We start from the raw sequence: 13,692 nt of genomic DNA on the forward strand, positions 1-13,692 counted from the left end.
GCATGGATACATTTGAGATAGGAATCAGCAAAATAAAAGACATCGAGTTCTTAGTAGACGAGAGCATTGCTGTAAGCTCGCCCGATGCCATTTCCATTAACTTTGAGGTAAACCTAAATGTTAATGCCGAATTGAAAATGCTAGATCTTGTTTTAACGGTTAAATACCTCTACAATGGCGAGCAAAACTTTCTAAAAATAAAAACAAGCAACGTATTTCTTGTTCCCTCATTCGACCAGCTGGGCAAGGATGACAATGGAGACCTTCTGTTGCCCGACGGGCTTCTTGTTACCATGCTTAGCCTTTCGATCTCGCATACGAGGGCTCTCCTGGCAAAGAATAGCTTAGGCACCAAGTTTTCCGACTACTACCTACCAATAGTAAACCCGGCCGAATTAGCCGCAGACCTGTTCGGTATTAAGCAGCAGTAGTTGCCACCATAAAATACAAAAGCAGAGGTTACCGGCCTCTGCTTTTTGCTTTGTGCTATTGGGGATTTCGCGATACGAGCATAGCGTAATACTTACTTTTTATGGGGAATTTCTAGTTCATCCATCTCATCAAGCGGGCCCCCGCTCGATAATAAAGAAATCGCCTCAACCAAAAACTCCTTTTGAGGCTTGCATATCCATCGCATATCTCAAACCTTTCACATATTGCTCTCCCTTCCTTTGGGTAGAACTCAGGCTAGATGTTTCCGATAATTTTCTTCTTTTTATCAACATTTACTATTGCAGATTTGTTGTTATTATAATTTTTACAATAAATTTGCAACATCACGTTGCCAATAAACCAATACTACCATCCATGTCTAACAATGCTGTTGTCTCTAAAAATTTAAAAGTCTTACGTGATAAATTTGGCTACAGCCAAGACTTTATAGGTCAAACGCTTGGTGTTTCTCACACTATTGTTTCAAGATACGAGTCTGGCGAATCTACCATTCCTTCCGAATCCCTCGAAAAGTTAGCTCTTTTGTATGGTATCGATGAGTACGATTTTTATGAAGAAAGCATAGACATGCAACAGGCTACTACAGCCTTAGCATTTCGTGCCGACGAGCTTGAGGTTGAAGATTTGTCCGTGATTCTTGAGTTCAAAAAAATTGTCAGAAACTATCTAAACATGAAACAAGCGGTTCAAAATGAGTAAGGAGCTACAGGAAAAAAACGCCAACTCATTCCGTCAAGCCAACGGGTTGAGTCTAACAGAACCGATCCGTATTAAGAGCATCCTTCAGAGCAACCAAATCTTAACGGTTTACCGTAAGTTGAGTTCCGGTTTTTCGGGCATGGCGATACGAACGGGTACCCCAGGTAGTTATAAGCGATTCATTCTTATTAATAGCGACCACTCTATTGGCAAGCAGCACTTCACCATTTGCCATGAGCTATACCACCTATTCTTTCAGGAGAACTTTGTTTACAGCACGAGTGCCGCAGGTAAATTTGATCCTAAAGGAGACAAAGAGGAGTATAATGCCGACCTATTTGCTTCTCGCTTACTGCTTCCAACTGCTGGCATTCAAAAGCTTATTCCCGACCATGAAATGCCTAAAAATAGGATTACGCTTAAAACAATTTTAAGTATAGAAAACTACTTTTCTTCATCGCGAAGCGCTCTCCTATACCGGCTTAAAGAGTTGGGCCATATCGACACTTCATTCTACAATCAATATAGCACTAGAATAATACATGGGGCGTTATCTTATGGTTACCAAACCGACCTCTATAATTCTGGCAACGACAACCTTGTGATTGGTGACTACGGAATAATTGCCCGCGACCTTTTTGATGGTGGTAAAATATCAGAAAGCCATTATTTTACGCTGCTCGAAGATATAGGTATAAACATACAAGAATTAGAGGATAATGGCTGCCGACCAGAAGAGTAACCGAATTATCGTCATTGATGCCGATGTTGTCTCCCATTTTATTGAGGCTGGTGAAATACTCTACATCAATAAAATATTTCCCTATCCCATTAAAATTTTACCACAAGTTCTTAATGAGCTAAATCGATTTACTAGGCGTAAAAAAGAGGTTGATAATATTATTAACCTGAAGGTTATCGAGCCAATAGACTTCCCTGAAGACAATCCTCAAGTAAGAAAAGAATATCTATATATTAAGAACAAAATGTTCAAAGGTGATGGCGAAAGTGCCTGTTTGGCCTATGCGAGGTACACCGAAAACATAATTGCTAGTAGTAACCTAAAGGATATCGATAATTACTGCAAAATGCACGAAGTAATATACCTTACCACATTCGACTTTCTTTACCAGGCTTTACAAATTGGCTTATTCGACGCTAAAAGGTGCGATGCATTTATACAAGCTAATCTAGCAAAAAATCCCCCAGCCATTTTTCCTTGTAAAACCATTGCCCAATACACCGGTAGAAATATTTCCTCCCTTTTAGGTTAGTTTTAAAAAATCAAATTAAGGTAAACTTCAAACTTCTACTACGCAAGTTTTGACTCCCCGTTAGGCCTCGTTCAGTTCAAACCCATACTGGTAGCTTATCAGCTTACGCTCGTCCTGATTGTCAAGCCACGCTTTCTCTCGGTGGCTAATTTCAATAATATCTTGAGTCGTAACCTCCTTAAACCTACTGGCGACACTTTCGAGTACTGCTAGCTCTACTTGGGTAAAAAGTTCGTTTTTAAACTGCCTGTTTTTAGTTAGAGTAAACTGCTCTCCAGTTCCACCATCCGTAAAATATTTATAGTTTATATATACTTCCTGATTCTTGGTAAGATACTCAAATATACTGTCGTAGTTGTTTGGTACTGGTCCCATTGGAATTGCTCTATACTGTACGCCACTTATTGAGAAGCCACTCTTCCGATACATCTCAAAATCAGCATAAAAAAGCAGTTTATTAAGCTTCGTTTTCCATGGTTCCAGCCTTTCGCTAAAGAATACCACCATCTCGGTAAACTTTCGTAGATCGGGCACTTTATAGCCAGTATACGAGCTAGGGGCACAAGCTTCCAAAAAATACCTTTCAAGTTGCCTTTGGTGCTTATGCGTTTTATCATTGTCAAGCAGAACCTCTACTCGTTGGTTTATCTTGTCCTTTATTTTTTGCTCTAACGTACTACATAGATTAACTAGTTTCCTAAATTCGTGAGGATTCTCCACTAGCTGAATCAGCTTTGCATTCGACTGGTTGGGAACCTCTCCCGCCTCATACTGGCGGTAAACGTTAGCTCCAAAGCCTAGAATATCCGACATTTTTGATGCCGAAACATCATACTTTTCTCTCACTGCGGATATTTGTTCCGGGAAGGGTATATTATACTTCTCCCTATATTGGTTAACTGCCTGGTTGTAGTTTAATTCTGCCAAAATGCCATCTTCTAGCTGCTCGCCTGTATCCTCACACTTGTAAAAATGGGCCAGTATCCTAAATTCTTCCTTTCTAAAAGTAAGAGTCCTCCATTCCTTAACTATAGGCATTTCTTTTCCTGTAAATGGGCTCTTCATGGCTTTTGCATTTTAAATGGATATGTCATCGGATGCTCTGCTACGTGAAATGATATGCAAATCACATTACTGTTTGGCACTCCCATGCTTATTTTGATATAAATTTCTTTGCCTTTTACGCTTTTCCCAAAAACCCACATCGGAGGTAACCCTAGCATTTTTTCTTCCAGTGGGCCTGTCGTGTAATCTTCAATATTCAGTGCAAGCACTGTTTCTTTTCTACAGTTAGGGGATATTTCTAAATCTAGTAAGGCTTGCTGATTCTTTCCACGTCCATCTAAAAATAGAATATCGAAAACTGCTATCTTAACACCTAACTCCTTCAAGAAAGCTTCTACATCTTGCTTGGTTGTCATTGGCATTTTACCTCCACAAATATATTTCAGTTTCTACAATAATTCAACTTTAAAGTTGAATTACTTGACACATAACGTATTTTTTACAGTAAAATAGGGAATACAACTCTGTCTAACTGCTAAAATTACCATTTATTCATAAAGTTAATCTCTAATCCCCTAAAAACATTATATCTTAAACAATTTTACTACAACACACAATTTCAATCTCTTATTTTTAGATCAGCCCATTATCACACCTGTATGATAATGGGCAAGCGCAACGATAAAAATCAGAATGCTGGTTACTTCACTATCATATCTCATTAAAGCAATTTTTCTCCATACCATATCGGTAAAAATGTTAATTTGCAGCGTTATTCGTAATCTTCTTTTAAAAAGAAACTCATATATCTACCTAAAGGCTTATTGTAATGCATCCATCGTCAAACTTCACCTTTCTAAAAGCCGAGTGGCCCGAACTTTATAAGCTATCGGTCAAAGTAGAACGCTTTGCTAACACCGACCCGCGCACAGCCCTTATATACGGTCGTATGGCATTAGAAACGGCTGTTAACTGGATGTATCAGCACGATACTGAGCTGGAGATGCCCATCGACAAATCGTTGAACTCGCTCATGAAAACGTTCGAGTTTAGGGCGCAGCTATCCGCTAAGCTATACCAAGAGCTAGATATCATACGCAAGGCTGGTAACCTAGCCGCTCATAATAGGCCCGTTACTGCTACCGATGCCGAATCCGTTGCTGGCTACCTCTTCTACTTCTGCCGATGGTTTGCCAAATCGTACGCTACCACCGAGATAGGCGTATTAGCCCCATTCGATAGCAGCCTCATTCCAACCGAGGGAGATGAAGCTCTTAGCAAAAAAAAGATCGACGAGCTTCAGGTTAAATTTGCCAAAACCATCGGAAAGGTACACGACGAGATTGCCGAAGCCAACGAGAAGAATCGACTGTTGGAATCCGAAAACGAGCTTTACCGCTTGCAGCTACAGGAGCTAAAAGCAAAGCAGGAGGCCAACAAGCGTCAGGCCAACAGCGCCGACGACATCTACCATCCGCGCAACGAAACAGAAACCCGCAAGCTGCTTATCGATGTGCTGCTTCGCGAGGCTGGCTGGGATCTATCGAGCATAAACAACCGCGAGTACAAGGTTAACAACATGCCTGTTAGCGGTAATCCATCGGGCATTGGCTATATCGACTACGTGCTTTGGGATGACGACGGACTACCGCTTGCTGTTGTGGAAGCCAAAAAGACAATGGTTAACGCTAAAAACGGGGAGAATCAGGCGCAGCTTTACGCCGAGTGCCTGGAAAAAACTTTTGGCCGCCGCCCCGTTATGTTCTACACCAATGGCTACGAAATCTATATCTGGGACGATCAATTCTATAAGCAATCTCGCCCCATTAACGGCTTCTATACCAAGCGCGAGCTGCAAACCATCATGTTCCGCCGTGCCAACCGTAAAGATATCCGTACCTCTGCTATCAACACCGAAATTGCAGGTCGTCCATACCAGATGCGCTCCATAAAAAGTATTGCCGAGCATTTTGCTGGCACCGATAAGCGAACGGGCAACCTAGTAGGAACCAACCGAGGTGCGCTACTGGTACTCGCAACCGGTACGGGCAAAACACGTACCGCCATCGCCCTATGTAAGCTTCTCTTCGAGGCAAACTGGGCTAAACGGGTGCTTTTCTTAGCCGATAGAATCAGCTTGGTTAAGCAAGCTAAGAACAACTTTGTAAAGCATCTACCCGAATATTCGTGCGTTAATCTCTTAGAGGATAAGGAGAATACGGACACCCGCCTAGCCTTCTCGACCTACGCTACCATGATGGGCCTTATTGACAGCGCCAAATCCGATAGCGAAAGATACTACGGCGTCGGACACTTCGATCTGGTTATTATCGACGAAGCGCACCGTTCGATATACCGTAAGTATCAGGCGCTATTCGACTACTTCGATGCCCTTTTCCTTGGATTAACGGCAACCCCCAAAAACAGCATCGACAAAAACACCTATCATATTTTTGGTCTAGCCGATAAAACCCCCACCGATGCGTATACCTTCGACGAAGCGGTTACGAATGGTCACCTAGTTCCTTACCATACAGTCGAGGTAGCTACCAAGTTCCTAACTCAAGGAATAAAGTATAGCGAACTTTCTGCAGAAGAGCAGGAGCAGTTCGAAAAGGAGATACTTGACGGTGAGGAGGCCTCTGGAAACGAATGGATAGATAGCAACTCCCTTAACACTTGGCTTTTTAATAAGGATACCGCCATCAAAACGCTTAGCTTCGTACTTAAGCATGGCATCAAAAAACGTGGTGGCGACGAACTGGGTAAAACCATCATCTTTGCTCGCAACCAAATGCATGCCAAGTTTCTAAAGGACATCTTCATGCAGCTCGACAAGGAGCTTTTTAGCAACGACTACGTAAAGGTGATAGATCACAGTCAACCAAAGGCCCAATCCTTTATAGAGCGATTCTGCGACGAAGAAAAGGAACGGCTACCTCAAATCGTCATTTCGGTAGATATGATGGATACGGGGATCGATGCACCTAGCGTAGTAAATCTTGTATTCTACAAGCCCGTTAAGTCGTACACCAAATTCTGGCAGATGATCGGGCGTGGTTCTCGGCTACGTCCAAATCTTTTTGGGCCAGGGATTCATAAAGACAAGTTTCTGATCTTCGATCTTTGCGGTAACTTCCAATTCTTTGCCGAAAACGAGCATGGAATAGAAACCTCAGTACAAAAATCGATAACCGAGCAGGTTTTTGGCCTGCGCTTAGAGTTGGCCGAATACCTCCGCAGCGATCAGCTTGCCACCAATACCGAGCTTCAGGCTTTTCGTCAGTCCCTACTCGATGGTCTCTTTAACGATATTTCCTCGCTCAACCGCGACCGCTTTGATGTACGCATGAAGATAAAAACGGTAAACAAGTATGCAGCAGGTAATCGCGAACTCTGGAATCACCTAGAAAAAAAGGATATCCAAGTTATCAACGAAACGCTTGCGCCATTGGTAAAACCAGCCAAAGGAGATACCGATCTTTCCCGTTTCTACGATAAGCTGCTCTATAGCATCATGGCCAAACGGTTGGAAATGCCCAATACTTCAGCGTTTAAGAACAAATCCAACAGCCTCATTAGTAGTGTAAGCCACATATCTAAGAAGTTGCTCGAGAAGACAACTATTCCCGAAGTAAAGCATAAGGAAAAGCATATCCGACAACCTCTCGATGCTGAATTCTGGGATGCCAACCAGCTTGCACACCTCGAAGAGCTTCGTTGCAACGTACGAAACCTCCTCCGCTACATAGATGCTGAGGACGTACGCTATGTAATGACTGACTTCGAGGACTCGCTAAATGCAGAAGAGGTAGTGGAAAAGTCCTACGCTGTTTCTGTAGAAACAACGCCATTCTTCAGCAGTAACCGTCAACGCCTCGAAAAAATTATTCGCGACAATAGCAGCAACATAACCATCAAGCGCATTCGCGATGGCGAAACCATTACACATCAAGAGCTAGCTTCGCTCGAAAAGATGCTGTTCGATGATCAAATAAAGAAGGAAGAACTTGAAAAGGAAATTGGGAAGACCCTTAACCTTGTCGAAATGGTAGTTACCCTTACAGGACAAAGCGAAAAGCACGTAGACGGAGCCTTTGCAGATTTCATCAACGCCAACCAGCTAAGTTCTCAACAAATTGAGTTCTTAAACACCATCAAAATGTTCCTAACCACCAATGGCAAGATCGACCCAGAAAAGCTATATGAACCACCGTTTATCAGCTTCCACAACCAAGGGGTCGATGGTGTGTTTAACAACGACCAGTCTGATAAGATATTTACAATTATCAACAACCTAAATAATTTAGAAAAGGTTATCAGCTGATGGTTAACCTATCAACAAAAGGGGCAGCAGCCCCTTTTTGTTTTAACGTTCATCTAGCTTTACATTTTCAAAAACTTGCTTGCTAAAATACCACTCCCCAACCACACATTTAGTAGAACAACGCCCTATCATATAAGGTCACAACCTAATAAATACACATTATAAGGTTACGTCCTAATATTTTTAATATATTTGTAGTAATGACAATCCCGCAAAGTAGCGGGTGGCAAAATAAGCCCATAGCCTTATACTGCACTACTATAAGGCTAAAACCTTATGATATAAGGATATTTGGTAACTTAAGAAATCGCAACCAAAGCCTATATATGCCCGATGATATGTATAGGAAAGTAGAGAAATCTATACATGCTGAAATGGATATGTATAGGAAAGTGGCAAAATCCATACATATCTAAGTGGATATGTATAGAAAAGTGGCAAATAATGACAATCCCGCAAAGTAGCGGGTGGCAAAATAAGTCCACAACCTTATACTACACTACTATAAGGCTAAAACCTTATGATATAAGGATATTTGGTAACATAAGAAATCGCAACCATATGAATGCCGTAATTACCGCAGATGTCATCAACTCGACCAAGCTGTCGGCCAACGAGGAGAGTAAGGTACTGGAGGCCATTTATGCTGTTTTCGACAGCGACTCGGGAAGAAGTAATGCCACCGAGGGCAGTTTCCACATAAAAAGAGGCGACAGCATACAGGTAGAGCTGCACGATGTAGCAGAGGCTCTTAAGCTGGCCCTGCGACTTAAAGCGGCCATAAACAAGATCACACTAAAAAGTGACACCAAAACAAAACCGGAGGTGGACGTTAGAGTTGCCATTGGGGTAGGAAGCATTACAGGCAAAAGAGACAGAGTCGACGAGTCGACCGGAGAGGCATACACCAACTCGGGCAGGACATTGGATTCCATGAAAAAGAATAAGCGAACGCTTGCCATAAAAACGGGTATAGAGGAGGTTGACGCCGAACTGGACACCGAACTTAAGCTTTTGGAGGTGATAGCAGCAGGCTGGAAGGTAACCTCTGCAGAGGTGCTCTACTGGCTGCTACAAGGGAAAAACGAGGCTGAAATAGGCAGCATACTCGGCATTACCCAATCGGCCATTAACCAACGTAAAAAAACAGCGGGCTGGTATGGCGTTGAAGCGCTGCTGGCACGTTTTGATGAAATAGTAAGGGGGAAAATACGATGAACCTAACCATTCTCGTTCAGTTGCTACTGGCCCATATTCTGGCCGATTTTGTTTTTCAGACCGACGACATGGTCGAAAGCAAGAAAAAAGGGGGACTAAAGTCGAAAAAATTTTGGTTTCACATTGTTCTTTCAGGAGCCCTAACCTACCTTATACTAATGCAATGGAGCGGGTGGCTGGTGCCTCTTTTTGTTATGGTTACCCACGGCTTGCTCGATTATCTGAAAATAAGGCAGGAGGCTAAATTGCTAGCCTTTAACAACCAGGTAGAGGATGTCTCAAAAAGGAAGTCGGGTGCACGGCTTTTTCTAATGGATCAGCTTTACCATCTCCTTGTCATTCTTATGGCCTGGCTTTACCTGACAAGCTCGTTCAATCTGATACTTCCGTTTATTGCTCAACTCTTTTCGAACAAGGCTTACCTTACCATTTTAACGGCCTTAACGCTTATCGTATGGCCTGTTGGGTTGGTTATAGGTATTATAACCGAACCATTCAGAAATGAGCTGGGCAACAACGAGTCAGACAGTCTAAGCAGAGCTGGCACCTATATTGGCGTTCTGGAACGGGTGCTGACCTTCATTTTTGTACTGCTGGACCAGTTTTCGGCAATTGGGTTTCTGTTTGCGGCGAAGTCGCTGCTTCGCATCAGCAAGGATGGCGAAGAAAAAGCCCGAAAAAAGACAGAATACGTTTTAATTGGAACGCTGATGAGCTTTGCAATGGCTATTGTTGTGGGTCTTGCGGTAAAAGCTATCGTAAAAATCTAGATTCGACATACACTAGGTGAGGAAACTGCCGTAAAGCTACTGTAGGCAACACTGAGAGTAGAGACTTGAGCGAGTTCAAACCTTTCTGCTGCAATTGTTATCTGACACAAAGACATCACTCGCTATGTTCTTGCATAAAAAAACTTATAACGAATAAGGTGGATAAGCCCACTTGGCATTGCCGCAAAGCGAGATGAAAAAGAGGGCTAACTGCTTACTTCTGTTATATGGCTTATAGCGGCATTCTTTTTACTATTGCCTCAAACGCGCGCAGGGCGGCGCCGTGCAAGGCAGAAATCTGCGGTACAAGCTTCCTTACTCGTTTTTTTGAAGAAGGGCAAGAAGGAGCACGCAGACAGCATGAATGATGCTATTAATACAGAGATTCGGTTAGCTCGCAAAATACCCATCCTCTTATCCAAGCGTGCTGTATCAGCCCTAATTTACAACGTCGATAACTCATAAAACCTCAGGATAAAACTCTACCTCACAGAAGGTATGCCACCCTAATTCGGACTATAAGTTAATCAACACGTCCTCGAGCTTCCTTTTCGGAACATAATGACGCCCATCTTCATCGCGCCAATACTTAACATCTCCATCTTCGGCCATCTCTACCATGATAACCTCCTCTTTCGGTTTCCCAATGGCAAGCACAAGCGCAATACTGAGATGTTCTGGAAGTTCTAAAATTTTAGATAGCTCAGCCTTTTTTACCGAAGCGATAATGCAGCCTCCAAGTCCCTTTTCTACAGCTCCCAAAAGGATACTTTGAGACGCTATTCCTTGATCGTGGGCCATTGCAGCACCCAAAGTGGTATCCTCCAGAATAACGATATAGCCACTAGGACGTTCGCCTTCGGCAGGTCCGGCCCACTCCTTCAGGTAGCCAGCCCATGCTAATGTTTGGAATATTTTTTCGTTTAGCGATTTTTCGTTTGAGATATAGTACTTCAAAGATTGAAGGTTACGTCCACTAGCCGAAACCCTAGCCAAATCAACCAGTTCTACTAGCGTTTCTCTATCAATGCTTTCAGATTCGTAGAATCGTCTGTAGCTTCTATTCTTATACACCAACTCTTTTACCATTATTCTGAAAATTAAGAAAACAAAAAGGCCCTACAACAGCAACGTTGTAGGGCCTCAAAGATATAAATCTGCTAGTATCTTTCAGAAATTACTTTCCAGTCTACGATATTCCAAAAGCTGGATACATAGTCAGGACGACGATTTTGGTAGTCGAGATAGTAAGCATGCTCCCACACATCGCAAGTTAGCAAAGGCTTTTTACCCTTGCGAAGAGGGTTGCCAGCATTAGCTTCCTGCACAATTTCCAATACACCAGCCTCATTTTTAACCAGCCAAGACCAACCAGAACCGAATAGTCCAACCGAAGCCTTGGTAAACTCCTCCTTAAACTTCTCGAATGATCCGAATGTAGCATCAATCGCTTTTGCCAGCTCGCCAGTAGGCGCGGTAGCTGGGTTAGGCGAAAACTGGTTGAAATAGAAGGTATGATTCCAAACCTGAGCCGCATTATTAAAAATAGCCCCATCCGACTCTAAAACGATGGTTTCTAAATCGGCATTTTCAAACTTAGTTCCTGGAACCAAGTTATTTAGATTATTCACATAAGCTTGATGGTGCTTTCCGTAGTGGAATTCTAACGTTTTGTCGCTAATGGTTGGATTAAGAGCACTCAGCTCGTAAGGCAACTTTGGTAGTTCAAATTTCATCCTTTTTGTTTTTTGTATTTGTCGCTCTAGTAACAAAGGTAAACCCAAAATGTTGAGAAAGCAAAAAAAGAGCGATCTGTAAACAGACCGCCCTCACAGCTAAACTTGACCTTAAACAAAAAAGGAGTTAGAACTATAAAGTTAACTTGTACAATCGTGCAACTTCGTCCCAGTTAACAACATTAAAGAAAGCCTCAACGTACTCATTTCTACGATTCTGGTAATGCAGGTAGTAGGCATGCTCCCACACGTCAAGACCTAAAATCGGAGCCCCCTTTACATCAGCAACATCCATTAAAGGATTATCCTGATTGGGAGTAGAAGAAACCTTCAGCCCATCAGGCGTTGCAACCAGCCAAGCCCAACCAGAACCAAAGCGGCTCATTGAAGCCTGACTAAACTCCGCCTTAAACTTATCAAAACTTCCAAATGCCTTTATGATAGCCTCCCCCACTTCACCGGATGGAACGCCACCTCCGTTGGGAGACAAGAAATTCCAGAAAAGGTTGTGGTTATAGAAACCGCCACTATTATTACGAACAACAGGGGCATGCTTTGATGCATCTTTAAGAATTGCTTCGATGGAAAGATCTGCAAGCGGAGTGTCCTTAATGGCACCATTAAGATTGTTCAAATATGCAGCATGATGCTTTGTATGGTGAATCTCCATAGTTCTTGCATCAATATGAGGCTCTAATGCCAAGTAATCGTAGGTAAGTTCTGGTAGTACGAAAGCCATAATCGTAAAATTTTAATCGTTGTTTTTATTCAGTCTAATTACTGCTAAAAACGATAAGCATGAAACATTGTTCAGCTGGTTTTGAAAAAAAAGGAAACTTTTCTTCTTTTTTTGAGTCATTCAACCGTTCTTCCACTTATTACGCTAATTTTATAGGATAGCCTTAAGCCGCTACAATAATTCATCTTTAAGCCTAACGACAATGAACCTCATCGGCTTTAAGTTGTTTTGAAAATGGCTTGCTAAATGACAACTAAAAACAGACCAGATGCCGCTTGCATACTTAACAAGAAGAGAACAATTCAATGCCGCCCATCGGCTTTACAAGGAAGGCCTTAGCGATGAGGAAAATTTTGAGATATACGGAAAATGTAGCAACCCCAATTGGCATGGCCATAACTACATCCTCCTAGTTACCGTTAAGGGAGAAATAAACCCCAACACGGGCTATGTGGTAAACCTGAAAGAGCTTGGGCGGATAGTAAAAGAAGAAATTGTGGAAAAAATTGACCACAAAAATCTCAATTTAGAGGTTGATTTTATGAAAGGTATTATACCTTCGACCGAAAATTTGGCAGTTGCCATCTGGCAGCAGCTAAAGCCGCAGGTTGAAGCGCTAAAAATAGCCCTACACTGCATTAAAGTACAAGAAACCGAGAATAACTTTGCCGAATACTACGGCGAATAAACCCAAGAATAGAATGAACGATTTTGAAAATGGCGTAATTCGAGGATACGAAAAAGAAGAGCGATATAACGACGAAATTACCCAAAAACTATCAGAACACTACAAATCGATACTTACACTAATTGGGGAAGACCCCGAAAGAGAAGGTCTACTAAAAACCCCAGAGCGAGTAGCCAAAGCGATTCAATTTTTGACTCACGGCTACCATTTAGATCCTAAGGAAATCCTAAACTCAGCCAAGTTTAAGGAGGACTACCAGCAAATGGTACTGGTGAAGGATATTGAGCTCTACTCCATGTGCGAGCACCATATGATTCCGTTTTACGGGAAGGCACACGTTGCCTACATTCCCAATGGATACATCACAGGTCTTAGCAAGATTGCAAGAATAGTAGAAGCCTACGCCCGCAGGCTTCAGGTTCAAGAACGGCTAACCGTACAAATTCGCGACTGCATACACGAAACGCTGAAACCTCTTGGAGTGGCGGTTGTTATAGAGGCTTCCCACATGTGCATGCAGATGAGAGGCGTACAGAAACAAAACTCTGTAACTACAACATCAGCGTTTACAGGAGCCTTTCTTTCGAACAGCAAGACAAGGGAAGAGTTTATCCATTTAATTGGAAAGAAGCTGCATTAGAGTTGGGAGAAAAAATAAAAGAGGGTCCCCAAAGTATCACCACATAAGATAAAAAATCATGTGTTTCTCTACATATTTTTTATCTCATATAGTTGTGATTAACATACAAGAGACCCTCTTACTGCTCTATCCTTATTTTTAAC

At 42.4% G+C, this 13,692-nt stretch carries 14 protein-coding genes; 9 read left to right on the forward strand and 5 right to left on the reverse strand.

All coding sequences use genetic code 11. The annotated features are described in order from the left end of the window. Positions 1-2 precede the first annotated feature (2 nt). The 4 genes from L990_RS16955 (at position 3) to L990_RS16970 (ending at position 2,426) form a co-directional block, all read left to right on the forward strand. Positions 3-431 carry a hypothetical protein gene (locus L990_RS16955; protein ID WP_047451892.1) on the forward strand — a complete coding sequence of 143 codons (429 nt, stop codon included), beginning with the start codon at positions 3-5 and terminating at the stop codon, positions 429-431. A gap of 376 nt (positions 432-807) precedes the next feature. After that, positions 808-1,152, forward strand: coding sequence for a helix-turn-helix domain-containing protein (locus L990_RS16960; RefSeq protein WP_047451894.1), 345 nt, complete (start codon positions 808-810; stop codon positions 1,150-1,152). Next, positions 1,145-1,894: an ImmA/IrrE family metallo-endopeptidase gene (locus tag L990_RS16965; protein WP_047451896.1), complete on the forward strand. Its 750-nt coding sequence runs from the start codon at positions 1,145-1,147 to the stop codon at positions 1,892-1,894. Before L990_RS16960 ends, L990_RS16965 begins: the two co-directional genes overlap by 8 nt. Then, positions 1,872-2,426, forward strand: coding sequence for a hypothetical protein (locus L990_RS16970; protein ID WP_052181112.1), 555 nt, complete (start codon positions 1,872-1,874; stop codon positions 2,424-2,426). The genes L990_RS16965 and L990_RS16970 overlap by 23 nt, the downstream gene beginning before the upstream one ends. Before the next feature lie 60 nt (positions 2,427-2,486). On the opposite strand, the gene L990_RS16975 is transcribed toward L990_RS16970, so the two are convergent. Together L990_RS16975 and L990_RS16980 are read right to left on the reverse strand one after the other, a co-directional pair. Continuing rightward, a complete protein-coding gene (locus L990_RS16975) occupies positions 2,487-3,491 on the reverse strand; it encodes a type II toxin-antitoxin system antitoxin SocA domain-containing protein (protein WP_047451898.1) in 1,005 nt (334 codons plus the stop codon). Next, a complete protein-coding gene (locus L990_RS16980; protein ID WP_047451901.1) occupies positions 3,488-3,847 on the reverse strand; it encodes a toxin in 360 nt (119 codons plus the stop codon). Before L990_RS16980 ends, L990_RS16975 begins: the two co-directional genes overlap by 4 nt. Positions 3,848-4,260: 413 nt before the next feature. On the opposite strand from L990_RS16980, the gene L990_RS16985 reads away from it, so the two are divergent. The 3 genes from L990_RS16985 to L990_RS17000 all read left to right on the forward strand — a co-directional run bounded on the left by L990_RS16985 (position 4,261) and on the right by L990_RS17000 (position 9,746). Next, entirely contained in the window at positions 4,261-7,758 is a 3,498-nt protein-coding gene (locus tag L990_RS16985) for a DEAD/DEAH box helicase family protein (protein WP_047451903.1), read from the forward strand. 561 nt (positions 7,759-8,319) lie between these two features. Next, positions 8,320-8,976, forward strand: coding sequence for a hypothetical protein (locus tag L990_RS16995; protein ID WP_047451907.1), 657 nt, complete (start codon positions 8,320-8,322; stop codon positions 8,974-8,976). Further along, on the forward strand, positions 8,973-9,746 hold the full coding sequence (locus tag L990_RS17000) for a DUF3307 domain-containing protein (RefSeq protein WP_047451909.1): 774 nt from the start codon (positions 8,973-8,975) through the stop codon (positions 9,744-9,746). Before L990_RS16995 ends, L990_RS17000 begins: the two co-directional genes overlap by 4 nt. A 516-nt stretch (positions 9,747-10,262) precedes the next feature. On the opposite strand, the gene L990_RS17005 is transcribed toward L990_RS17000, so the two are convergent. The 3 genes from L990_RS17005 to L990_RS17015 form a co-directional block, all read right to left on the reverse strand. Continuing rightward, the gene (locus L990_RS17005) at positions 10,263-10,835 is read right to left on the reverse strand and encodes a nitroreductase family protein (protein ID WP_047451911.1); all 573 of its coding nucleotides are present in this window, start codon (positions 10,833-10,835) and stop codon (positions 10,263-10,265) included. Positions 10,836-10,906: 71 nt separating this feature from the next. Next, positions 10,907-11,482: a superoxide dismutase gene (locus L990_RS17010; protein ID WP_047451917.1), complete on the reverse strand. Its 576-nt coding sequence runs from the start codon at positions 11,480-11,482 to the stop codon at positions 10,907-10,909. A gap of 133 nt (positions 11,483-11,615) precedes the next feature. Beyond that, entirely contained in the window at positions 11,616-12,221 is a 606-nt protein-coding gene (locus L990_RS17015; RefSeq protein ID WP_047451919.1) for a superoxide dismutase, read from the reverse strand. A 268-nt stretch (positions 12,222-12,489) separates the two neighbouring features. Here L990_RS17015 and L990_RS17020 point away from each other — a divergent pair, with 268 nt between their 5' ends. After that, positions 12,490-12,909, forward strand: coding sequence for a 6-carboxytetrahydropterin synthase (locus tag L990_RS17020; protein ID WP_047451921.1), 420 nt, complete (start codon positions 12,490-12,492; stop codon positions 12,907-12,909). A gap of 13 nt (positions 12,910-12,922) precedes the next feature. Next, positions 12,923-13,549 carry a GTP cyclohydrolase I FolE gene (gene folE, locus L990_RS17025; RefSeq protein WP_047451922.1) on the forward strand — a complete coding sequence of 209 codons (627 nt, stop codon included), beginning with the start codon at positions 12,923-12,925 and terminating at the stop codon, positions 13,547-13,549. Positions 13,550-13,692 lie beyond the last annotated feature (143 nt).

This window comes from Alistipes sp. ZOR0009 (assembly GCF_000798815.1).
Taxonomy (GTDB): domain Bacteria; phylum Bacteroidota; class Bacteroidia; order Bacteroidales; family ZOR0009; genus Acetobacteroides.

Excerpts from the sequence above, each read along its gene's own strand:
- L990_RS16980 (WP_047451901.1), bottom strand. The coding sequence starts at position 3,847 with ATGACAACCAAGCAAGATGTAGAAGCTTTCTTGAAGGAGTTAGGTGTT.
- L990_RS16970 (WP_052181112.1), top strand. The coding sequence starts at position 1,872 with ATGGCTGCCGACCAGAAGAGTAACCGAATTATCGTCATTGATGCCGAT.
- L990_RS16965 (WP_047451896.1), top strand. The coding sequence starts at position 1,145 with ATGAGTAAGGAGCTACAGGAAAAAAACGCCAACTCATTCCGTCAAGCC.
- L990_RS17000 (WP_047451909.1), top strand. The coding sequence starts at position 8,973 with ATGAACCTAACCATTCTCGTTCAGTTGCTACTGGCCCATATTCTGGCC.
- L990_RS17020 (WP_047451921.1), top strand. The coding sequence starts at position 12,490 with ATGCCGCTTGCATACTTAACAAGAAGAGAACAATTCAATGCCGCCCAT.
- L990_RS17015 (WP_047451919.1), bottom strand. The coding sequence starts at position 12,221 with ATGGCTTTCGTACTACCAGAACTTACCTACGATTACTTGGCATTAGAG.
- L990_RS16995 (WP_047451907.1), top strand. The coding sequence starts at position 8,320 with ATGAATGCCGTAATTACCGCAGATGTCATCAACTCGACCAAGCTGTCG.
- L990_RS16985 (WP_047451903.1), top strand. The coding sequence starts at position 4,261 with ATGCATCCATCGTCAAACTTCACCTTTCTAAAAGCCGAGTGGCCCGAA.
- L990_RS16960 (WP_047451894.1), top strand. The coding sequence starts at position 808 with ATGTCTAACAATGCTGTTGTCTCTAAAAATTTAAAAGTCTTACGTGAT.
- folE (WP_047451922.1), top strand. The coding sequence starts at position 12,923 with ATGAACGATTTTGAAAATGGCGTAATTCGAGGATACGAAAAAGAAGAG.
- L990_RS16955 (WP_047451892.1), top strand. The coding sequence starts at position 3 with ATGGATACATTTGAGATAGGAATCAGCAAAATAAAAGACATCGAGTTC.
- L990_RS17005 (WP_047451911.1), bottom strand. The coding sequence starts at position 10,835 with ATGGTAAAAGAGTTGGTGTATAAGAATAGAAGCTACAGACGATTCTAC.
- L990_RS17010 (WP_047451917.1), bottom strand. The coding sequence starts at position 11,482 with ATGAAATTTGAACTACCAAAGTTGCCTTACGAGCTGAGTGCTCTTAAT.
- L990_RS16975 (WP_047451898.1), bottom strand. The coding sequence starts at position 3,491 with ATGAAGAGCCCATTTACAGGAAAAGAAATGCCTATAGTTAAGGAATGG.